The sequence below is a fragment of the Vulcanococcus sp. Clear-D1 genome, assembly GCF_014654725.1.
Lineage (GTDB): Bacteria > Cyanobacteriota > Cyanobacteriia > PCC-6307 > Cyanobiaceae > Vulcanococcus.
In genome coordinates, this window is the sequence record NZ_JACVZV010000003.1 from 62,382 (window position 1) to 84,744 (window position 22,363).

A 22,363-nucleotide genomic window follows, 5' to 3' on the forward strand; every position below is an offset into this window, starting at 1 on the left:
CGCCAGGGGGGTGAGCACAGCAAGGATCGGCATCAGTGGTTCAGCGATCCGTGTCGTCGCCGGGGTCCTTCAGATCCCGGAAGGTGTCTTGCAGCACAGTACGGGCCGCGAGCTGACGGCGGGTTTCATCCAGCAGCTCGAATTCTTGGCGCAGGCGCTCTTCGGTGTCGGTGATTTCGAGCAGGGTCTGCTGCTGATCGGCCACAGGCCCGCCCAGATGGGATCCGATCCAAAAGGAGAGTTCCCGCGGTAGATCCGGCAGATCGGTGGGCAGGCTGGTGGGTTTGCCCATCAGCTTTCCGGTGAGTTCCACCACATCCTTGAGCGCTTGCTCCACCTCGCTCGAGAGTTCGCTCAAGCGATCGTGGCTCTGGGGGTGCTCGTCTTCAATCCAGCTCACCAGCCCCACCTTGAACGGCGCCTCGCGCACCACCTCCAGCACGCGGAAGCGCTGTTGACCAAGGGTCACGATGTTGCTGCGCTCATCAGCCTGGGTCTGGCACTGGAGGATCTCGGCGCAGCAGCCCACGTCGGCCATACGGCCTTCCTGGGGATCCCAGCGCACCACGCCAAAGCGCCGGTCGGTTTCGAGCACCGTGCGCAGCATCATCCGGTAGCGCGGCTCAAAGATGTGCAGCGGCAGCACTTCCTGAGGGAACAGCACCACGTCGGGCAACGGGAACAGTGGCAGCTCGCGCACGGCCAGTTGCGTCACGTGGCAGGGAGTTCAAGGAGGCTCGAATCCTAGAGAGCGTTGCTGAGCGCCGCGCGGGCCTTTGGTGTTCGATACCTCGCTGGTGTGCCGCTGGGGTGGCCAGCAAAAAAGCCCGCCTTGCGGCGGGCCTGGGTCTGATCCTCTCGGAGTCAGCAGGTCAGAGCTTCACCTCGATGTCGACGCCGCTGGGAAGGTCCAGCTTCATCAGGGCATCGATGGTTTTGGCCGAGGGGCTGTAGATATCGATGATCCGGCGGTGGGTGCGGGTCTCGAAGTGCTCACGGGAATCCTTATCCACGTGGGGCGAGCGCAGCACGCAATAGATCTTGCGCTTGGTGGGCAGGGGGATCGGGCCGATCGCGGTTGCAGCGGTGTGATCGGCCGTTTCGATGATTTTTTCGCAGGAAAGATCCAGCATGCGGCGGTCAAACGCCTTCAGGCGGATGCGGATCTTCTGCTGAGCGATAGCGGTGGACATGGATCAGGCGGGAGAGGTCAGCAAGGACCAGCGCTCGTCGAAGACGAGAGAGCTGGGAAATGGAAGCTGGATTGTCGAGGTGCGGAATGGGATGGAGAAGCGAGGACGAATCCCCGATCTCCATCCCAGAACCTAGATCACGGCCGAAGCCGGATCAGGATCACTCGATGATCTTGGACACCACGCCGGCACCGATGGTGCGGCCGCCTTCGCGGATAGCGAAGCGCATGCCCTGCTCGATGGCCACCGGGCAGATCAGCTCGCCGGTCATCTTGATGCGGTCGCCAGGCATCACCATCTCCACGTTGGAGCCGTCGTCGGCGGTGAAGGCGGTGATCTGACCGGTCACGTCGGTCGTACGGATGTAGAACTGCGGGCGGTAGCCAGCAAAGAAGGGGGTGTGGCGGCCGCCTTCTTCCTTCTTCAGCACATACACCTCACCCTCAAACTTGGTGTGGGGCTTGATGGAGTTGGGCTTCACCAGCACCATGCCGCGCTCGATGTCTTCCTTCTGCACACCGCGGAGCAGCAGACCCACGTTGTCGCCGGCCATGCCCTCGTCGAGCAGCTTGCGGAACATTTCCACACCGGTCACGGTGGTTTCGCGGGTGTCCTTGATACCCACGATCTGGACGGTTTCGCCCACCTTCACCTTTCCGCGCTCGATACGGCCGGTGGCCACGGTGCCACGACCGGTGATCGAGAACACGTCTTCAACAGCCATCAGGAAGGGCTTGTCGATTTCGCGCTCGGGCTCGGGGATGCCGCTGTCAACGGCAGCCATCAGTTCGGTGATGCGGCCTTCCCACTCGGCGTCGCCCTCGAGGGCCTTCAGGCCAGACACCTTCACCACGGGGATGTCATCGCCGGGGAAGTCGTAGCTGCTCAGCAGCTCGCGCACTTCCAGTTCCACCAGCTCGAGGATCTCCTCGTCGTCGACCATGTCGCACTTGTTCAGTGCCACCACCAGAGCGGGCACGCCCACCTGCTTGGCCAGCAGGATGTGCTCCTTGGTCTGAGCCATGGGGCCGTCGGTGGCGGCCACCACGAGGATGGCGCCGTCCATCTGGGCGGCACCGGTGATCATGTTCTTCACATAGTCCGCGTGGCCGGGGCAGTCCACGTGGGCGTAGTGACGACCGTCGGTCTCGTACTCAACGTGAGCGGTGTTGATGGTGATACCGCGCTCACGCTCTTCGGGAGCACCGTCGATCTGGTCATAAGCCTGGGCTTTGGCCTGACCCTTCTTGGCCAGCACGTTGGTGATGGCGGCGGTGAGGGTGGTCTTGCCGTGGTCAACGTGGCCGATGGTGCCGATGTTGACGTGGGGCTTATTCCTTTCGAACTTCTCGCGAGCCATGATGAAAAAGAATCGGGGGGTAAATGGGTATGGGAAAGATCAGGAATTAATTGCCCTGATTCTTGGAGATGATGGCTTCTGCCACGTTGCGAGGAACTTCCTCGTAGTGGCTGAATTCCATCGAGAAGATACCCCGACCCTGGGTCATGGATCGGAGCTGGGTGGCGTAGCCGAACATCTCGGCCAGAGGCACCTTGGCCTGGACCTTGGACTGACCATCATCGATGGACTGCCCTTCAACCTGGCCGCGACGGGAGGAGAGATCGCCGATGACGGACCCGAGGAAATCCTCAGGCACCTCCACCTCAACCTTCATCATCGGCTCAAGCAGTACAGGGCTGCACTTCTTGACGCCGTCCTTGAAGGCCATGGAGCCGGCGATCTTGAACGCCATCTCCGACGAGTCCACATCATGGTAAGACCCGTCGATCATGGTGACCTTCACATCAATCATCGGGAAGCCTGCAATCACGCCGGACTGGCAGGTCTCCTTCATGCCGGCTTCTGCCGGTCCGATGTATTCCTTGGGCACGACACCGCCAACAATCTTGTTGACGAATTCGAAGCCCGAACCCGGCTCGCCGGGCTCCATTTCGATCACCACGTGGCCGTACTGGCCCTTACCACCGGTCTGACGGGCGAACTTGCCCTCACCCTTGGCGCTGGCGCGAATGGTTTCGCGATAGGACACCTGAGGAGCACCGATGTTGGCCTCCACCTTGAATTCGCGCAGCATGCGATCCACCAGGATTTCCAGGTGGAGTTCGCCCATGCCGGCGATCACGGTTTGGTTGGTTTCCGGATCCGTGCGAACCCGGAAGGTGGGGTCTTCCTCGGAGAGGGATTGCAGAGCCTTGGAGAGTTTCTCCATGTCGCCCTTGGTCTTGGGCTCCACGGCCACCGAGATCACAGGCTCGGGGATGTACAGCGATTCGAGGATGATCGGATCGCTGTCCACGCACAGGGTGTCGCCGGTGGTCGTGTCCTTCAGGCCGAGCACGGCGCCGAGGTCGCCGGCGCGCAGCTCATCCACTTCCTCGCGGTCGTCGGCTTTGAGCACGATCAGGCGGGAGATGCGCTCTTTCTTGTCCTTGGTGGAGTTGAGCACATAGCTGCCCTTCTGCAGCACACCCGAGTAGATGCGCACGAAGGTGAGCTTGCCGAACGGGTCGGCCATCACCTTGAAGGCCAGGGCGCTGAAGGGAGCGCTGTCTTCAGCGGGGCGAATCGCCTCGTCACCGTTGGGAAGCACGCCCTGGATCGGGGGCACATCCACAGGGGCGGGGAGGTAGTCGACCACGGCATCCAGCAGCAGCTGAACACCCTTGTTCTTGAAGGCGGAACCGCACAGCATCGGCACCAGACCATGCTTCAGCACGCCTTCGCGGATGCCTTTGCGCAGTTCCTCTTCGGTGAGTTCGCCTTCTTCGAGGAACTTCTCGATCAGCGCCTCATCGGTTTCGGCGACGGCTTCCATCAGGTAGGCGCGCCACTCAGCGGCCTCATCCACCATCGAAGCCGGGATCTCAGTTTCTTCGATGTCCTTGCCGAGCTCATCCTTGTAGATGAAGGCGCGGTTCTTCACCAGATCAACGATGCCGCTGAGCTCGCCTTCGGCACCGATCGGCAGCTGGATGGGAGCGGCCTTGGCTTTCAGGCGGTCCTTGATCTGACCGTGAACCTTCAGGAAGTCGGCGCCGGTGCGGTCCATCTTGTTGACGAACACCATGCGGGGAACGCTGTAGCGATCCGCCTGGCGCCACACGGTTTCCGACTGGGGCTGCACGCCACCCACAGCACAGAACACTGCGATCACACCATCGAGCACCCGCATGGAACGCTCCACCTCAATGGTGAAGTCCACGTGGCCGGGCGTATCAATGATGTTGATGCGGTGATCGTTCCAGCTGGTGGAGATCGCCGCCGCGGTGATGGTGATGCCGCGCTCGCGCTCCTGGGCCATCCAGTCGGTCACGGCGGCGCCATCGTGCACCTCACCGATCTTGTGCACCACACCCGAATAGAACAGAATCCGTTCGGTTGTGGTGGTTTTACCGGCATCAATGTGTGCCGCAATACCAATATTACGTACGCGTTCTAGGGGATAGGCGCGAGCCACGGGTTAGGTCTCCGGAGGGGAATCGACAAAAAAGCGGGCGTCACTCTACAAGTCGGCCTCTGGCCGACTTGCACGGGCGGCGATCAGTAGCGGTAGTGGGCGAAGGCCTTGTTGGCTTCGGCCATCTTGTGAGTTTCTTCGCGCTTGCGAACGGCGCTGCCAGCCTCGTTGGCGGCATCCATCAGTTCGCCGGCCAGCTTCTGGGCCATGCTGCGGCCGTTGCGGGCGCGGGAGAAGTTCACCAGCCAGCGCAAAGCCATGGCGGTGCCACGCTCCTGACGCACTTCCATCGGCACCTGATAGGTGGCGCCACCCACGCGGCGGGCGCGCACTTCCACCAGGGGAGTGGCGTTCTTGACGGCGGTCTCGAACACCTCGAGGGGGTTGGTGCCGGTGCGCTCGCCGATCAGCGTGAAGGCATCAGACAGGATCCGCTGGGCGGTGGATTTCTTGCCGTGCTTCATGAGACGGGCCACGATCATGGTGGCCAGACGGCTGTTGAACTGCGGATCCGGCAGGATCGGACGCTTCTCGGCGGCGTTGCGGCGTGACATAGACCTGGGGGAAGGGAATCAGGAAACGGCTACGGCTGGATGGGGATCAATCCTTGGGCGTCTTGGCGCCGTACTTGGAGCGCGACTGGCGGCGATCCTTCACACCGGCAGTGTCAAGCGTGCCGCGGATGATGTGGTAGCGGACACCGGGCAGATCCTTCACACGACCACCGCGGATCATCACCACGGAGTGTTCCTGAAGGTTGTGGCCGATGCCGGGGATGTAGGCCGTGACCTCGAAACCGGAGGTGAGACGCACACGGGCAACCTTGCGCAGCGCCGAGTTGGGCTTCTTCGGAGTGGAGGTGTACACGCGGGTGCACACACCACGGCGCTCGGGGCAGGCGCGCAGGGCAGGCGACTTGGTCTTGCGGGTAAGGCGCTGCCGCTCGCTGCGGATCAGCTGCTGAATCGTGGGCATCGAGGGCCGGTTACGGGAGGCCGGAAAATCCGACCGTGGCGACAATCCGCCACCTTACTTCGTCGCCTGCACCCCCACCCCCGCCGGCTCTTCAGCGGGGCTGAAGGCGGCGCCACAGGCGCAGATGCGCAGCTCGCGGCCCGCCCGTACCAGAAAGCCGCCGCCGCTGAGGTCGCCTCGGTAGTCGAGCTCAAGGCTGCCCAGCCGCTCGCATTGATCAGCAGGGGCGAACAAGGTGATGCCATCGGCGCGGGCCACCGCGACCCCGGCGAGGTGGCCGGGCCGGATCCGGATCACCCAGCGCTCACAGGTGCCATCCACCAGATCGAGATGCATCATCCCGGGGGTGCCGGCCACAGCCGCTTGGCGCCCCAGTTCGGCGGCTGCCGCTGCAGTGAGGCGCAGGCTGTGGCCCTTGGGCATGGCGGAAGGTTGGGGCGATGGCCTCAGTGTGTCAGGGCCGTGCCTCAGGGGCGCTCCGGTGTGCGGGCCTGCTCCAGCCGCGGCACCAGCCCCAGCCCGTTGTGCACAGCTGCCGCCACACCGCGACCCTTCACGGTGTGCACATCGGCCAGCACTAGGCCCGTGGAGCTACCGCCATCGAGATTGAGGGCGTCCTGAAGGCCTTCCTGCTGCATCAGCAGGGCTGTTTCCATCAGCGTGGGGCCTGCATTGTTCACCCCCTGCAGGGTGATCAGCCATAGCTGCCGGCCATCACTGGCCACCACGGTGCGCGGCGCTCCCTGGGCGAGGAAGCCCGAGCTGAAGCCCTCCGCGGTGCCATTGAGAATCACCCTGCCGTTCTGCAGCAGCAGCGGCCCGCCGCCGAGCACGTTGGGCTGCTCGCCCACCGGGCTGGTGGGGCGGCTCTGCAGCGTGAGCCGCTCACCGCTCTGCCAAGGCACGCTCACCCCGCCCCTCGCCACCAGCAAGAGGTCGCCCTCACGTAGGGGAACGCCGGGGGCCATGGCGCCGAGTTCGTAGCGTTCCTGCACCACGCCGTTGCGCACCAGAACCCCCATCTCGGTTCCCGTGATCGGTTGGTATCGGCTGCCCCAGTCAGCGGTGTAGCGGGCCAGCCCCTTCTGCACGTAGCCGCTGTTCACGGTGGTGATGCTCCAGCGCTGGCGGCGGCTGTCTTCGATGGTTTCCACGAGCATCAGCCGATCGAACCGGGGCAGTTCTCCGGCCTTCCAGCCCGCAGCGCCGCGGTTGAGGATTGGCCCTGAGAGCCAGCGCCCCTGCTCGCGCATCGCCCCGAGCGGCAGGCGGTTGACCCGGTTGAAGTAGCCGCCGTTGATGGCGATCAGGGCCTGCTCCTGGCGGGCTAGCTGGCTGAGGCTGCTCAAGCCCTGCATGCCATCGCTGCGGTTGAGCGGGCGCAGTTCCAGAGGGACTTGGCGGGGATCGAGGCGCACGCTGTTGATCAGCACCTGCCGGGAGCCGATCCGACCGACCCTGCGCTCCAGCTTCAGCCCCTGGTTCTGCAGAGCCACCAGCCGCGGATCGCGCTCCGGTGCTGGGGCGGGTGTGGTGGTTGCCCTGGCTGGGGCGCCATCCCCAAGCACCGGCAGATCCAGCACCAACCGCCAGGGCCCTCCCAGGCTGAGGCGTTCCCCGTCGCGAGGGATCTGCACGCTCAGCCAACCATTGCGCTGGCTTGGGCTCAGCCCCAGTTGCTTCAGTTGTTCCAGCTGCTGCGGACTGGCCTCGGTGCCGATGAGCAATCGGTCCTCGCCGCTGCGCACCAGCGCCGGCGCACTCAGATCGAGCACAACTCGCTGGCCGCTCACCCCCTGATTGCTCCAGCGGATCGCCTGCAGCGGTCGTGGCGGCAGCTGCAGGCTGAGCTCACGCCCCTCGGTCCGAGAGATCACGCCCACGGCTTCGAGCAGGCCGCTCACCGGTACGGCCACCTCATCGTCAAGGCTGCGCTGGCGATCGGCGCTCACCGAGAGCTTCTGGCCGAACCATTCCAGTTCCACGCTGCCGTTGGCGCCTGAGCTGCGGCTCACCCCCAGCTGGCCTTCGAGCACCTCGAGCGGCAGCCAGAGTTCGCCTGCGTCTTGAAGCCAAAGGGCCTGCTGGCGTAGGCCATTGATGCTGATGCTGTTGCCCTGCAGCCGTGCCGTGGATGCAGGCGTGGCGCGGCGCTGCAGCGCGGGGCGCGGAGTGGGTGCCGGCAGGGGCGGCGGCGGTGTGAGGGGGATGCCGGGGAGCAGAGCCGCCAGCGCCGGCAAGGGGGGCATCCAACAGCGGAGGCAGGCCCGGCCACGCTAGCGAGCCCCTTTGGCCACGCCCGGGCTGATGGCAGCGCTAAGGGAATACCAGCTCCTAGGATTGGCAGTTCGCAGCGCGGCCTTAGGCCGGGCGAATCAGGGCCAAGGCAGCGGTTGCGGCGCACATCTTGTGCGGATCCGCCCCTTGGTGCCCACCGTTTGCCGGTGGTTGGTTCGCTCTCGCGCTGGACCAACAAGCAACAGGTTGTCGCCGGGTTATGTCGCTGTTTTCTCGCCCCGAATGGCCCCATCGCGACAGCCCCGCCCCGGCGGCGGTAGCCGGCGAGAAGGATGCCTGCGGTGTGGGTTTTCTGGCCAGCCTGAAAGGTGAAGCCAGCCACTGGGTGCTGCGTCAGGCCTTGCGCGGCCTCGATTGCATGGAGCACCGCGGCGGCTGCGGCGGCGATGGCGATTCCGGCGATGGTGCCGGCGTGCTCTGCGGCATTCCGTGGAGCTATCTCGATGCGGTGTGGCCGGAGGCCGCCGCCAGTAGCGGCAGCAGCCGCGGCCTGGGCATGGTGTTCCTGCCGGCCGATGCGGCTCGCCGCGATCAGGCCAAGGCCTTCTGCGATGAGGAGGCCGCCAAGCTGGGGCTCACCAGCCTCGGCTGGCGTGCGGTGCCGGTGGATGCCTCGGTGCTCGGCCCTCTGGCTCGCGGGACTGCGCCGGTGATCGAGCAGTGGCTGCTCAGCGCTGCTGAGGCCGGCGATGCCCTCGAATCGCTGCTGTTCCGCCTGCGCCGCCGCTGCGGTGATCGGGCTCGGGCGGCCTGGGGCGCCGGCCCCAGCGATCTCTATTTCGCGTCGCTCAGCAGCCGCACCGTTGTTTACAAGGGCATGGTGCGCTCGGAAGTGCTCTCAGCCTTCTACGGCGACTTGCGCGATGAGCGCTTTGCCGTGAGCTTTGCGGTGTATCACCGCCGCTTCAGCACCAACACTTTGCCCCGCTGGCCCCTGGCCCAGCCGATGCGGCTGCTCGGCCACAACGGCGAGATCAACACCCTGCTGGGCAACCTCAACTGGGCCCGCGCCTCCGAGGCCGATCTCGATGCGGTGTGGGGTGAGGCCGCTGCAGACCTCAAGCCGGTGGTGAACCCGGCCTTCAGTGATTCCGCCAACCTCGACGCCACCCTGGAGCTGCTGGTGCGCAGCGGCCGGCCGATCACCGAGAGCCTGCTTACGCTGGTGCCGGAAGCCTTCCGCGACCAGCCCGAGCTGGCCGATAAGCCTGAGATTCAGGCCTTCTACGAATACTCCGCCTGCACCCAGGAGCCCTGGGACGGCCCCGCCCTGCTGGTGTTCGCCGATGGGCGCAGCGTGGGCGCCACCCTCGATCGCAACGGCCTGCGCCCGGCTCGCTACTGCATCACCAACGACGGCTTCGTTGTGATGGGCTCGGAAACCGGTGTGGTGGAGCTTGAAGAGAGCCGCATCATCGAGAAGGGCCGCCTCGGCCCCGGCCAGATGCTGGCCGTCGACCTGGAGAACGGTCGCCTGCTGCACAACTGGGAGGTGAAGCAGGAGATCGCTTCGCGCCATCCCTATGGCCAGTGGCTGGCCGAGCACCGCCGCAACCTGGGGGTTCAGCCCTGGGCCCAGGAGCGCCAGCTCGGCGATCTGGATCTGTTGCAGCAGCAGACCGCCTTTGGCTTCACCGCCGAAGACTTCGATCTGGTGATCGAAGACATGGCCGGTGCCGGCAAGGAGCCCACCTACTGCATGGGCGACGACATTCCCTTGGCAGTGCTCTCCAACAAGCCGCACCTCCTTTACGACTACTTCAAGCAGCGCTTCGCGCAGGTCACCAACCCGCCGATCGATCCGCTGCGCGAAAAGCTGGTGATGAGCCTGGAGATGCACCTGGGCAAGCGCGGTTCACCGCTGCAGCCCCAGGCGTCTGCTGCAGCCGCTTTGCACCTGAGCAGCCCGATCCTCAACGAAGCCGAGCTGTCGGCCGTAGCGCAGCAGGGCATCCCTTGCAGCACCCTTTCCACCTTGATGCCGATCACCGATGGCCCCGCCGGGCTGGCGGCGGCTGTGGAGCGGCTCAAGGCCGACGCCGAAGCCGCCGTGCGCAGCGGCAGCCAGATCCTTGTGCTCAGCGATCGCGGTATCAACGCCACCACCACCTACATGCCGCCCCTGCTGGCGGTGGGTGCGGTGCACCACCACCTGCTCAATCTCGGCCTGCGCCTGCAGACCTCACTGGTGGCCGATACGGCCCAGTGCTGGAGCACCCACCACGTGGCCTGCTTGATCGGCTTCGGCGCCAGCGCCGTGTGCCCCTGGCTCACCTGGGAAACAGCGCGCCACTGGCTGGCACAGCCCAAGGTGCAGACCAACATTGAGCGCGGCAAATTGCCCGCCCTCACGCCCGATCTGGTGCAGGCCAATGTGCGCAAGGCCCTCGAGGATGGCCTGCGCAAGATCCTCTCCAAGATCGGTATTTCGCTGCTCGCCAGCTACCACGGCGCGCAGATCTTCGAGGCGATCGGCATTGGTGCCGACTTGATTGAACTGGCGTTCAAGGGCACCACCAGCCGCGTGGCTGGCCTGAGCCTCAGCGAACTGGCCAGCGAAACCCTCAGCTTCCACGCCAAGGCTTTCCCCGAGCTCAACCGCACCAAGCTCGAGTTCATGGGCTTTGTGCAGTACCGCACCGGCGGCGAGTACCACCTCAACAGCCCGGAGATGGCCAAGGCGCTCCACTCCGCTGTGGAAGCCGGCCCCGGCTACGACCACTTCTCCACCTACAAAACGCTGCTGGAGAACCGCCCGGTTACGGCGCTGCGCGATCTGCTCGAGCTCAAGCCGGCACCGGCGGCCCTGCCCCTGGATCAGGTGGAGAGCGTGGAGAGCATCTGCGAGCGCTTCTGCACCGGCGGCATGAGCCTCGGCGCCCTCTCACGGGAAGCCCATGAGGTGCTGGCCATCGCCATGAACCGCATCGGCGGCAAGAGCAACAGCGGCGAGGGCGGCGAAGACCCGGCTCGCTTCCATGCCCTGCAAGACGTGGACGGCGAGGGCCGCTCCGCCACCCTGCCCACGATCAAAGGCTTGCGTAACGGCGACACCGCCTGCTCCGCCATCAAGCAGATCGCTTCGGGCCGTTTCGGCGTGACCCCTGAATACCTGCGCAGCGGCAGGCAGCTGGAGATCAAGGTGGCCCAGGGGGCCAAGCCCGGCGAAGGCGGTCAGCTGCCCGGTCCGAAGGTGGACCCCTATATCGCCTGGCTGCGCAACAGCAAGCCCGGTGTGGCGCTGATCTCGCCGCCGCCCCACCACGACATCTATTCCATTGAGGATCTGGCGCAGCTGATCCACGACCTGCACCAGGTGCACCCCGCCGCGAAGGTGAGCGTGAAGCTGGTGGCCGAGATCGGCATCGGCACCATCGCCGCCGGTGTGGCCAAGGCCAATGCCGATGTGATTCAGATCTCTGGCCACGACGGCGGCACCGGCGCCTCACCGCTGAGCTCGATCAAGCACGCCGGCGGCCCCTGGGAGCTCGGCCTCACCGAGGTGCACCGCTCCCTGCTCGAGAACGGCCTGCGCGATCGGGTGCTGTTGCGCGCCGATGGCGGGCTCAAGACCGGCTGGGATGTGATCATCGCCGCCCTGCTCGGTGCTGAGGAATACGGCTTCGGCTCGATCGCGATGATCGCCGAGGGCTGCATCATGGCCCGCGTTTGCCACACCAATAACTGCCCGGTGGGGGTGGCTACCCAGAAGGAAGCCCTGCGCAAGCGCTTCACCGGCATCCCCGAGCACGTGGTGAACTTCTTCCTGTTTGTGGCGGAAGAAGTGCGGCAGCTGCTGAGCGTTCTCGGCGTGGCTCGCCTCGAGGATCTGATCGGCCGCACTGAGCTGCTGCAGCCCCGCGCTGTGCAGCTGGCCAAAACCAAGGCGATCGATCTCTCCTGCCTGCTCGATCCCATTCCCCAGGCTGCCGATCGCGCCTGGCTGAAGCACGACGCCCAAGCCCATGGCAACGGCCCGATCCTCGAAGATCAGCTGCTGGCTGATGCCGAGCTGATGGCCGCCCTTGAGGGGCATGGCCGCGTGGCCCGCACCCTGCCGATCATCAACACCGATCGCAGCGTGTGCGCCCGCCTGGGCGGCGAGATCGCTGCGCGCCATGGCAACACCGGCTTCCAGGGCCAGCTCGACCTCACCTATGAGGGGGCCGCCGGCCAGAGCTTCGGTGCCTTCAACGTGCAGGGCATGAACGTGCGCCTGGTGGGCGAAGCCAACGACTACGTGGGCAAGGGCATCAATGGCGGCCGCATCACCGTGGTGCCGCCTGCCGGTGGCCGTGATCCAGGCAGCCAGGTGATCCTCGGCAACACCTGCCTCTATGGCGCCACCGGCGGCGAGCTGTTTGCCCTGGGCCGCGCCGGTGAGCGCTTCGCCGTGCGCAATAGCGGTGCCCGAACCGTGGTGGAAGGCGCCGGCGACCATTGCTGCGAATACATGACCGGTGGCGTGGTGGTGGTGCTGGGCAGCACCGGCCGCAACGTGGCCGCCGGCATGACCGGTGGCGTGGCCTTCCTGCTGGATGAAACCGGCGGCCTGAGCGAGCGAGTGAACCCCGAGATCGTGGCCATCTGCGCGCTCACTACCCCTGAGCAGGAAGCGCTGCTCAAGCCTCTGCTGGAGGCTCATCTCGAGAGCACTGGCAGCAGCAAGGCCGCGGCGATCCTGGCCGATTGGAGCACCTGGAAGGCACGCTTCAAGCTGCTGGTGCCCCCCAGCGAGAAGGCCAATGTGGGCCTGGCTGAGCGGGAGGCGGTGGCAGCCTGATCGGTTAGCCGGCGCTTCGGTTCGGTTCACGCTCCCGCCGGTCGGTTCGCCCCACCGGCGGGTTCGGTTGGCCCGATCGGCCTTCCCAGCCGAGCTGCATAGCTTGCCTGCAACCGCACCGGCAGCCATGCCTCCCGAGTTCGCTCAACAGATCCAGCAGCTGTTTGCCCGCCAGATGGCGGTGGCCTTTCTCGAGCACTGCGCTCAGCTTCCGGCTCCTGTGAGCCTGGTGAACGCCCGCATTGATGAGCTGGCGGCCGGCCCACTCGCGCTGGAAGCTTGCGCCCTCGAATCGGAATTCCTGCTGGAGCCCGTTGATCCTGAGGGCCTCGATCCCGAAGCCTGAGGTGCCCCCGCTTCAGCGGGGGTGCTGAGCCATCAGCCGCTGCACCTCGCCGGCGTGATAGCTGCTGCGGGTGAGCGGCGTGCTCACCACTTGCAGGAATCCCAGCTCCGTTTCGCCATGGCGCCGGAACGCCTCAAATTGCTCTGGGGTCACGAAGCGATCCACCGGCAGGTGTTTGGGCCCGGGCGAGAGGTATTGGCCGATGGTCACGATGTCGACCTGATGGCGGCGCAGATCGGCCAGCACCTCCAGCACTTCAGCATCGCTTTCGCCCAGCCCCACCATCAGGCCGGATTTGGTGTAGGCCCTGGGCCAGCCCTGGCGCACCCGCTGCAGCAGCTCCAGCGAGCGCTCATACAGCCCCTGGGGCCGGGCCTTTTTGTAGAGCCGCGGCACGGTTTCGATGTTGTGGTTCAGCACATGGGGCGCGGCGTCCATCACAACGGCCAGGGCTTCCCAGTTGCCGCAGAAATCCGGGATCAGCAGCTCGATCGTGGTGAGCGGTGAGCGCTGCTTCACCTGCTCGATGCAGGCCACAAACTGGCTCGCCCCGCCATCGGCCAGGTCGTCGCGGTTCACCGAGGTGATCACCACATGCTTGAGTCCCAACCGCGCCACGGCTTCGCCCAGCCGCTCGGGTTCGGTGGGATCGAGCTCACGAACGCTCTTGTCGAAGTCGATGTCGCAGTAGGGGCAGGCGCGGGTGCAGCCCGGCCCCATGATCAAGAACGTGGCGGTGCCACCGGCGAAGCACTCACCGATGTTGGGGCAGCTGGCCTCCTGACACACCGTGTTGAGCTTGAGATCCAGCAGCAGATCGGCCACCTCGCCGATGCGCTCCCGCTGGGGAGCCTTCACACGCAGCCAGTCGGGTTTGAGCACAGCGCCACCACCGCCCGCAGGCGCAGATCAGCCACCAACTCTAGAAAGTGACCCCAGCGCCCAGGCCGAGTCCTCCGCTACCCGAGAACCCTTGCCGGAGGGCCATCTCCTACACTCCCGGCATCGGGATGTAGCGCAGCTTGGTAGCGCACTTCGTTCGGGACGAAGGGGCCGCAGGTTCGAATCCTGTCATCCCGACTTTCAGCTGAGTTCGGCGCCTGGGTAGCCCCTTGGGGTCACCATCCGACCGCCTTCCACGCGGCTGCTGCTGTTGCCGATCAGCACCAGGGTGAGCATGTCCACCTGGTGGATGGGCAGCGTGGCCAGCTCATGCAGGCTCACCGTTTCTTCCTCGCGGCCCAACTGGCGGGCTAGCACCACTGGCGTATGGGGCGGCCGATGCTCCAGCAGCAGCTCCTGCGCCCGGCCCAGCTGCCAATCGCGCCCTTTGGAGCGCGGGTTGTAGAGCGCCACCACGAAATCGCCTGCCGCTGCTCCCCTCAGGCGGCGCTCGATCACCTCCCAAGGGGTGAGCCGATCGCTGAGGCTCACGGTGCAGAAGTCGTGCATGAGCGGTGCGCCGGCCCGGGCCGCCGCCAGCTGCAGCGCGGAAATCCCCGGATGCACCTGGAAGGCTGGGCGATCCTGTTCCGCCAGGGCCATCCACTGCTCCAGCGCCAGGCCGGCCATGCCATAGATACCGCTGTCGCCCGAGGACACCAGTGCCACCGTGAGCCCTTGGCAGGCCAGCTCCAGCGCTTCACGGCAGCGTTCGCGCTCCTGGGTGAGTTGCCCATCGCTGCGCAACTGATCGGGTCTGCGCAAGGGCTCCAGCAGATCCAGGTAGAGGCCGTAGCCCACCCACACGCTGCTGGTGGCCAGGGCCGCGCGGGCATCGGGGGTGAGCAGCGCCAGGCTGCCGGGTCCGCTGCCGATCAGATGCAGACACCCTCGCTGGGGAGCCCACTGGGCGGCGGCCTGGGCGATGGCTGCCGTGGCGGCGCCCTGTTCGCCATCGCGGGCGCGTTCGATCCTTTTTGGCGTGCGCAGCCTGGCTTGCGGGCCTCCAGCCAGCAGCGCTGCCGCCTCGGCCACGCTGGCAGTGCCCAGCTCGGCTTGCACCACCGCCGATGGATTGGGTACCGGCACTGCGTTTAAAGCGGCGCTGCTGAAGCAGCGCAGGGGCCAGCCGTGCTGAGCGGCTAGCTGGAGCAGGGCCGGTTCATCGGCTTTGCGATCGGCGCTGGCGAGGCCGGCCACCGCTTCTGGGGCCAGCCCTTCAGCCGCGAGGCTCTCCTCGAGGCAACGCTGCAGCAGTGAAAGGCTTGTGCCGCGCTCACAGCCCATGCCGACCCACAGAGCCGGCGGATGCCAGCGGCAGTGATCGCCCCGCTCCACACCCACGCTGAGCTGGATGCCATGCGAACCGCGCTCCGGCAAGCCAGGCAACTGCAGCCAGCGTGCATTGCCGCTGTGGTGCTCCAGCTGAACCGCTTCGCCGCGGGCTGCTGCTTTCATCAGCGCATCCCAGTCGCCAGGTCCGCGGCGCCAGCCCCAGCGGTTTCCGAAAGCATCCAGGGCGAGTTGCCCCCTGCCCGCGCTGGCTCCCGTGAGCACGGCCTCTCCGCCCAGCAAGGCCGCTACAGCCTGAGCCAACGCTTCGGCTCCGGCGCCATGGCCGCCCAGCAGCGGAATGGCAAAACGGCCCTGGGGGTCGGCCACCACCACGGCGGGGTCGTGCTGTTTGCTTTGCAGAAGTGGTGCGATTAGCCGGGTGATGGCTCCGCAGGCGCCGATGGCGACAAAGGCGCGGCTGCGCGGCCATTCGCTCGCCAAAAACCCTGGCACATCCCCGCTTTGCCAGGCCACGCCATCGGCAGGGCTGGCGATGCGATCGATCAGGCCGTGCTCCAGCAGCTGACGCAACAGGGGCAGGGCGTTTTGACTGAGGGACAGACCCCAGCTCAGGCGTTCACTCATCCACCCAGCTTCTCCCGCAGCCCGGCCAGAGGGCCGCGGGCGGAGGGCTTCAGCAGTTCGCCGTCGGCATTCACCTGGTCGCGGGCTGAGCCTGTGAGGCTGGTTTGCGGTGCCAGGCGCTCCGGTGCCGGTTGCACAACGGCAGCGGCTTGGGGTTCAGCGGGGGCTTGGGGTTCGGGGGTTTGGCCTCCGGCGGGAGCATCCGGTTCGGCAGAGGGCGTGGGGGTCTCGGACGCTGGATTGCTGCGCTCCGGATCGTCTGCCGGGGCACTGGTCTCATCGGTTGGTGGGATAGCGGCGCTGGCTTCGGGTTCCGGCTCGCTGCTGGACTCAGATTCGGCCTTTGGCTCAGGCTCGGCCGGCGGCTCGGTGTCGGCCTTGGGCTCGCTGGTTGCTGTCGTCTCGGGCTCCAGGCTGGGTGCGCTCGGCTGGGTGTTGGTGTTCAGCGCCTTTGCCTCTGGGGCCGCTGCGGCCTCAGGCTCAGCTTCAGCAACACGTTGCTCACCACTGAGCAGGGCCAGATCCGTGGCGGACAGGCGAGTGCGTAGCCAGGCGGGTTGAGGACCTGAGGTGCCGATCACCACCTCCCGCACCACGCTGTTGAACGGGGGGTTCAGTGGATCGCCGCGCCCATCAAGCAGTTCCAGCTGCACCGCATTGCTGCCGCGCTTGAAGCCCTTCAGCCACAGGGGTGTTTGCCGGTCGACCAGGAAGCTGTCGCCATTCACGCTGATGCGTAGCCGCCAGCGGGCGTCGTCGCCGCGGAGGTTCTGCAGGGGGGCATCCAGCAAGAGCCAGTCGATCAGCACCGGCTCCATCGCCTGTTGGGCATCGGGGCTGGCAGCGACCAGCTGGGCACTGCCGCTGGCCGGTAGCTCGGCGGCGTTCCGTGCCACGCGATGCACCCGGATCTGAGTGCTGGCACCGGGGGCTTTCACCGCTTCTCCCCAGGGCCTGGCGGCATACACGGTGATGCGGTGGCTGCCAGGGCGTAGATCGGGCATCGCCACAGCGGATGCACCTTCAAGGCTGGTGATCCGGATCGGTTCTTGATCGTCGAGCTGCACCACCAGATGGGGGCCGAGGCCAAGCGCGCCTGCATCACTCAACGGCCAATCGCTCACCTGCAGCTTCAGCTTCCAGGGACCAGCCGGCAGCAGGGCGTTGTCCTGGGGGGCAAGCACGCGCACCTGGGGCGAGCGCTCATTCAGGCGTTCATTCAGTTGCTGCACTGCACCGGGGGGTGCCACTTCCTGCAGGGCGCCTGCGGGGGGTGTGGCGCTCAGGCTGCTGGGGCTCGCCGCTGATGCACCTGGGCTGGCTTTGCTGCCGCAGCCTCCACTCACGAGCGTGAGCACCATCAGCACCAGGGCTACAAGCGCCCGCCGCGGTGCCGCCAGCATGTTGTTGCCTCCCGATGCTCGTGTGGAGCTTGTTCGCCACATTCTGCAGGGTTGCGGACAACAACCCAGCGCGCAAGTGGCGATTGCTAACAAAAAAGAAGCGCTAATTGATCGCCATTGCCTACAGAAACTGCTTAAACACGCGTTTTTTCGCTGATGTTTTTCTGCCGCGAGAGCTCAGTCCCTGACTGGCCCGGCTCCGGATTGAACCTTTGTAACTGCCAGGCCAAAGGGCTCGCAATTCACTTTTATACTTCCGCCAGCGGTCCCCTTTCTGGGGCCCAAGTGCCAGTCATGAAAAGGGGTTTCGGCTTCGGCTGCGTTCCCTGTTCATGTCGGCGCCCATGGGTGAACGCGGTTTTCCGCTGTGCCTGTGGCTCCACTGGTCTCCCGCTGCCGATTCGTTCGGCGCGTCAGGCCGGAAGGGTGGACCTCCACCTCGACCCCGTCCCTCGAGGAACGTCTCGATGACCATCAGCCCACCAGAGCGTGGGAAAACGGCGAAGGCCCAGGTCGACCGGGTGAACAACCCGGCCACCTTCGAACTGTTCGGTAAGCCCGGCCATTTCGATCGCAGCCTTGCCAAAGGTCCCAAAACCACCACGTGGGTTTGGAACCTCCACGCCAACGCTCACGACTTCGACAGCCACACCAGTGATCTCGAAGAGGTCAGCCGGAAGATCTTTTCGGCCCACTTCGGTCACCTGGCCGTCATCTTCATTTGGCTGAGCGGTGCCTTCTTCCACGGCGCTCGCTTCTCCAACTACTCCGGCTGGCTGGCCGACCCCACGCACGTGAAACCCAGTGCGCAGGTGGTTTGGCCCGTGTTCGGCCAAGAAATCCTCAATGGCGATGTGGGTGCCGGTTTCCACGGCATTCAGATCACCTCCGGCCTCTTCCATGTGTGGCGGGCCTGGGGCATCACCAACGAAACGCAGCTGATGGCTCTGGCCATCGGCGCTCTGGTGATGGCCGGCTTGATGCTCAATGCCGGCGTCTTCCACTACCACAAGGCAGCTCCCAAGCTCGAGTGGTTCCAGAACGTTGAGTCGATGCTCAACCACCATCTGGCCGGTCTGCTTGGTCTGGGCTCCCTGTCCTGGGCTGGACACCTGATCCATGTGTCGCTGCCCACGACCGCGCTGATGGATGCCATCGACGCCGGCAAGCCACTGGCGCTGAACGGCAAAACCATCGCCACCTACGCCGACATTCCCCTCCCCCACGAGTTCCTGAACCAGGACCTCATCGCCCAGCTGTTCCCCGGTTTCGGTGCTGGCATCAATGCCTTCTTCACCGGTAACTGGGCCGCTTACAGCGATTTCCTCACCTTTAAGGGTGGTCTGAATCCTGTAACCGGCAGCCTGTGGATGAGCGATATCGCTCACCACCACCTGGCGATTGCGGTGCTGTTCATCGTGGCCGGTCACATGTACCGGACCAACTGGGGCATCGGCCACAGCATCAAGGAGATCCTCGAGGGCCAGAAGGGCGACCCCCTGCTGTTCCCCGCCTCCAACGGTCATGACGGTCTCTACGAGTTCATGACCACCAGCTGGCACGCTCAGCTGGCTGTGAACCTGGCGCTGCTGGGCTCGCTGAGCATCATCGTGGCTCAGCACATGTATGCGATGCCTCCGTATCCCTACATCGGCATCGACTACCCGACCCAGCTGTCGATCTTCACCCACCACACCTGGATCGGTGGCTTCCTCATCGTTGGTGCCGGCGCCCACGCCGCCATCGCGATGATCCGCGACTACGACCCCGCCAAGCATGTGGACAACGTGCTTGACCGGGTGCTCAAGGCGCGTGATGCCCTGATCTCACACCTCAACTGGGTGTGCATCTGGCTGGGCTTCCATAGCTTCGGCCTCTACATCCACAACGACACCATGCGTGCCCTGGGCCGTCCCCAGGACATGTTCAGCGACTCCGCCATTGCCCTGAAGCCCGTCTTCGCGCAGTGGATTCAGGGTCTGCACGCTGCTGCTGCCGGTAGCACCGCTCCCAACGCCCTCGCCGGCGTGAGCGAAGTGTTCAACGGCACCGTGGTGGCCGTGGGCGGCAAGGTGGCTGCCGGTCCGATCCCCCTGGGAACGGCCGACTTCATGGTCCACCACATTCACGCCTTCACTATTCACGTGACGGTGCTGATCCTGCTGAAGGGCGTTCTGTATGCCCGCAGCAGCCGTCTGGTTCCCGACAAGGCGAACCTCGGTTTCCGCTTCCCCTGCGACGGCCCCGGCCGTGGCGGTACCTGCCAAGTGTCGGCTTGGGACCACGTGTTCCTGGGCCTGTTCTGGATGTACAACTCCCTGTCGATCGTCATCTTCCACTTCTCTTGGAAGATGCAGAGCGACGTGTGGGGCACCGTCAACGCTGACGGAACCGTGTCTCACATCACCAACGGCAACTTTGCCAACAGCGCCATCACGATCAACGGCTGGCTGCGTGACTTCCTGTGGGCTCAGGCCGCACAGGTGATCAACAGCTATGGCTCTGCCACCAGTGCCTACGGTCTGATGTTCCTGGGTGCCCACTTCGTTTGGGCGTTCAGCTTGATGTTCCTGTTCAGCGGCCGCGGCTACTGGCAAGAGCTGATTGAGTCCATCGTTTGGGCTCACAACAAGCTGAAGGTTGCTCCCGCCATTCAGCCGCGGGCGCTCTCCATCACCCAGGGCCGTGCCGTCGGTGTTGCCCACTATCTGCTGGGCGGCATCGCGACCACCTGGTCGTTCTTCCTGGCCCGCATCATTGCGGTCGGCTGACCTCTCCTGACCTTTCCCAATGGCAACGAAATTTCCTTCGTTCAGCCAGGGTCTGGCACAGGACCCGACAACCCGTCGTATTTGGTACGGGATCGCCACGGCTCACGACTTCGAGAGCCATGACGGAATGACGGAGGAGAAGCTTTACCAAAAGCTCTTCTCCACCCACTTCGGTCACCTCGCGATCATCGGCCTCTGGGTTTCGGGCAACCTGTTCCACGTCGCCTGGCAGGGCAACTTCGAGCAGTGGGTCGCCGATCCTCTGCATGTCCGTCCCATCGCTCACGCGATCTGGGATCCCCACTTCGGCCAAGGCGCCATCACGGCCTTCACTCAGGCTGGCGCCTCCTCCCCGGTGAACATTGCGTACTCCGGCGTGTACCACTGGTGGTACACGATCGGTATGCGCACCAACGCCGAGCTGTATCAGGGTTCCATCTTCATGATGATCCTGTCGGCCTGGGCTCTGTTCGCTGGCTGGCTGCACCTGCAGCCCAAGTTCCGGCCTTCCCTGGCCTGGTTCAAGAACGCTGAATCCCGCCTGAACCACCACCTCGCGGTGCTGTTCGGCTTCAGCTCCATCGCTTGGGCCGGCCACCTCGTGCACGTGGCGATTCCTGAATCCCGCGGTCAGCACGTTGGTTGGGACAACTTCCTGAATGTGCTGCCTCACCCCGCGGGTCTGGCTCCGTTCTTCACCGGCAACTGGGGCGTCTACGCCCAGAACCCCGACACCGCCTATCAGGTGTTCGGTACTTCAGAAGGCGCAGGCACCGCCATCCTCACCTTCCTGGGTGGTTTCCACCCTCAGAGTGAGGCCCTCTGGCTCACCGACATTGCCCATCACCACCTGGCGATTGGCTGTCTGTTTGTGATTGCCGGCCACATGTACCGGACCAACTTCGGTATCGGCCACTCGATCCGCGAGATCCTCGAAGCCCACAACCCGCCCAAGGGCACCCCTGGTGACCTCGGCGCTGGCCACAAGGGTCTCTACGACACCATCAACAACTCGCTCCACTTCCAGCTCGGTCTGGCCCTGGCTTCCCTGGGCGTTGTGACCAGCCTGGTTGCGCAGCACATGTATTCGATGCCGTCCTACGCGTTCATCGCGAAGGACTACACCACGCAGGCTGCGCTCTACACCCACCACCAGTACATCGCCATCTTCCTGATGTGCGGTGCCTTCGCTCACGGTGCGATCTTCTTCATCCGTGATTACGACCCCGAAGCCAACAAGGACAACGTCCTGGCTCGGATGCTCGAGCACAAAGAAGCGATCATCAGCCACCTGAGCTGGGTGTCTCTGTTCCTCGGTTTCCACACCCTCGGCCTCTACGTCCACAACGACGTGGTGGTGGCCTTCGGTACCCCCGAGAAGCAGATCCTGGTGGAGCCGGTGTTCGCTCAGTTCGTGCAGGCCGCCTCTGGTAAGGCCATGTACGGCTTCGATGTGCTCCTCTCCAACGCCGGCAGCGCCGCCAGCAATGCCAGCGCCGCTTACATGGGCGGTTGGATGGATGCCATCAACGACGGTGGCAACGATCTGTTCCTGCAGATCGGCCCTGGCGACTTCCTGGTGCACCACGCCATCGCCCTGGGTCTGCACACCACCACCCTGATCCTGGTGAAGGGCGCCCTGGATGCCCGGGGTTCCAAGCTGATGCCCGACAAAAAGGACTTCGGCTACTCCTTCCCCTGCGACGGCCCCGGCCGTGGCGGCACCTGCGATATCAGTGCCTGGGACGCCTTCTATCTGGCTGTCTTCTGGGCCCTGAACACCGTGGGCTGGCTCACCTTCTACTGGCACTGGAAGCACCTCGCCATCTGGCAGGGCAACGTGGCTCAGTTCAACGAATCCAGCACCTATCTGATGGGCTGGTTCCGCGACTACCTGTGGCTCAACTCCTCTCAGCTGATCAACGGTTACAACCCGTATGGCAGCAACAACCTTGCCGTCTGGGCCTGGATGTTCCTGTTCGGTCACCTGATCTGGGCCACCGGCTTCATGTTCCTGATCTCCTGGCGCGGTTATTGGCAGGAACTGATCGAGACCATCGTCTGGGCTCACCAGCGCACTCCGCTCGCCAACCTGGTGGGCTGGCGCGACAAGCCCGTGGCTCTCTCGATCGTTCAGGCCCGTGTGGTTGGTCTGGCTCACTTCACCGTGGGCTACTTCGTGACCTACGCCGCCTTCCTGATCGCCTCAACTTCCGGCAAGTTCGGTTGATCCCAAGCGGCTGATTCGTTCAG

Annotated in this window: 15 protein-coding genes and 1 tRNA gene; 5 read left to right on the plus strand and 11 right to left on the minus strand. The window is 65.0% G+C overall.

Annotated elements, in window-relative coordinates; translation table 11 throughout:
* Window positions 1–40 precede the first annotated feature (40 nt).
* From H9532_RS01090 to H9532_RS01125, 8 genes are all read right to left on the minus strand, one after another.
* Window positions 41–715, minus strand: a complete 675-nt coding sequence (locus tag H9532_RS01090; protein ID WP_296364917.1) for an LON peptidase substrate-binding domain-containing protein — start codon at window positions 713–715, stop codon at window positions 41–43.
* A 157-nt stretch (window positions 716–872) separates the two neighbouring features.
* Entirely contained in the window at window positions 873–1,193 is a 321-nt protein-coding gene (gene rpsJ, locus H9532_RS01095) for a 30S ribosomal protein S10 (protein WP_006910513.1), read from the minus strand.
* 160 nt (window positions 1,194–1,353) lie between these two features.
* The gene (tuf, locus tag H9532_RS01100) at window positions 1,354–2,553 is read right to left on the minus strand and encodes an elongation factor Tu (RefSeq protein ID WP_296364925.1); all 1,200 of its coding nucleotides are present in this window, start codon (window positions 2,551–2,553) and stop codon (window positions 1,354–1,356) included.
* A 46-nt stretch (window positions 2,554–2,599) separates the two neighbouring features.
* Window positions 2,600–4,672, minus strand: coding sequence for an elongation factor G (gene fusA / locus H9532_RS01105; RefSeq protein WP_296364927.1), 2,073 nt, complete (start codon window positions 4,670–4,672; stop codon window positions 2,600–2,602).
* 83 nt (window positions 4,673–4,755) lie between these two features.
* Window positions 4,756–5,226 carry a 30S ribosomal protein S7 gene (gene rpsG, locus H9532_RS01110; RefSeq protein WP_296364929.1) on the minus strand — a complete coding sequence of 157 codons (471 nt, stop codon included), beginning with the start codon at window positions 5,224–5,226 and terminating at the stop codon, window positions 4,756–4,758.
* Between the two features lie 46 nt (window positions 5,227–5,272).
* Window positions 5,273–5,647 carry a 30S ribosomal protein S12 gene (gene rpsL / locus H9532_RS01115; protein WP_010311874.1) on the minus strand — a complete coding sequence of 125 codons (375 nt, stop codon included), beginning with the start codon at window positions 5,645–5,647 and terminating at the stop codon, window positions 5,273–5,275.
* Window positions 5,648–5,701: 54 nt separating this feature from the next.
* Complete coding sequence (locus tag H9532_RS01120; protein ID WP_296364933.1) at window positions 5,702–6,070, minus strand: AIR synthase; 369 nt, start codon at window positions 6,068–6,070, stop codon at window positions 5,702–5,704.
* Window positions 6,071–6,114: 44 nt separating this feature from the next.
* Window positions 6,115–7,896 (minus strand): phosphodiester glycosidase family protein, encoded by a 1,782-nt coding sequence (locus H9532_RS01125; RefSeq protein WP_296364935.1) that lies wholly within the window; start codon window positions 7,894–7,896, stop codon window positions 6,115–6,117.
* A 248-nt stretch (window positions 7,897–8,144) separates the two neighbouring features.
* Between H9532_RS01125 and gltB the strand changes: the two genes are divergently transcribed.
* Window positions 8,145–12,728 (plus strand): glutamate synthase large subunit, encoded by a 4,584-nt coding sequence (gltB, locus tag H9532_RS01130; RefSeq protein ID WP_296364937.1) that lies wholly within the window; start codon window positions 8,145–8,147, stop codon window positions 12,726–12,728.
* A 127-nt stretch (window positions 12,729–12,855) separates the two neighbouring features.
* Window positions 12,856–13,074 carry a hypothetical protein gene (locus H9532_RS01135; protein ID WP_296364938.1) on the plus strand — a complete coding sequence of 73 codons (219 nt, stop codon included), beginning with the start codon at window positions 12,856–12,858 and terminating at the stop codon, window positions 13,072–13,074.
* Window positions 13,075–13,086: 12 nt separating this feature from the next.
* Here H9532_RS01135 and lipA read toward each other — a convergent pair whose 3' ends face one another.
* A complete protein-coding gene (lipA, locus tag H9532_RS01140) occupies window positions 13,087–13,956 on the minus strand; it encodes a lipoyl synthase (protein ID WP_296364940.1) in 870 nt (289 codons plus the stop codon).
* A gap of 124 nt (window positions 13,957–14,080) precedes the next feature.
* Here lipA and H9532_RS01145 point away from each other — a divergent pair.
* Window positions 14,081–14,154, plus strand: a tRNA-Pro gene (locus H9532_RS01145).
* Between the two features lie 3 nt (window positions 14,155–14,157).
* On the opposite strand, the gene cobJ is transcribed toward H9532_RS01145, so the two are convergent.
* Together cobJ and H9532_RS01155 are read right to left on the minus strand one after the other, a co-directional pair.
* Window positions 14,158–15,936 (minus strand): precorrin-3B C(17)-methyltransferase, encoded by a 1,779-nt coding sequence (cobJ, locus tag H9532_RS01150; protein ID WP_296364942.1) that lies wholly within the window; start codon window positions 15,934–15,936, stop codon window positions 14,158–14,160.
* Entirely contained in the window at window positions 15,933–17,339 is a 1,407-nt protein-coding gene (locus tag H9532_RS01155; RefSeq protein WP_296364944.1) for a hypothetical protein, read from the minus strand. The genes cobJ and H9532_RS01155 overlap by 4 nt, the downstream gene beginning before the upstream one ends.
* Before the next feature lie 467 nt (window positions 17,340–17,806).
* Between H9532_RS01155 and psaA the strand changes: the two genes are divergently transcribed.
* A complete protein-coding gene (gene psaA, locus H9532_RS01160) occupies window positions 17,807–20,110 on the plus strand; it encodes a photosystem I core protein PsaA (RefSeq protein ID WP_010311856.1) in 2,304 nt (767 codons plus the stop codon).
* A 19-nt stretch (window positions 20,111–20,129) separates the two neighbouring features.
* Window positions 20,130–22,340: a photosystem I core protein PsaB gene (gene psaB, locus H9532_RS01165; RefSeq protein WP_296364946.1), complete on the plus strand. Its 2,211-nt coding sequence runs from the start codon at window positions 20,130–20,132 to the stop codon at window positions 22,338–22,340.
* The last annotated feature ends 23 nt before the right edge of the window (window positions 22,341–22,363 follow it).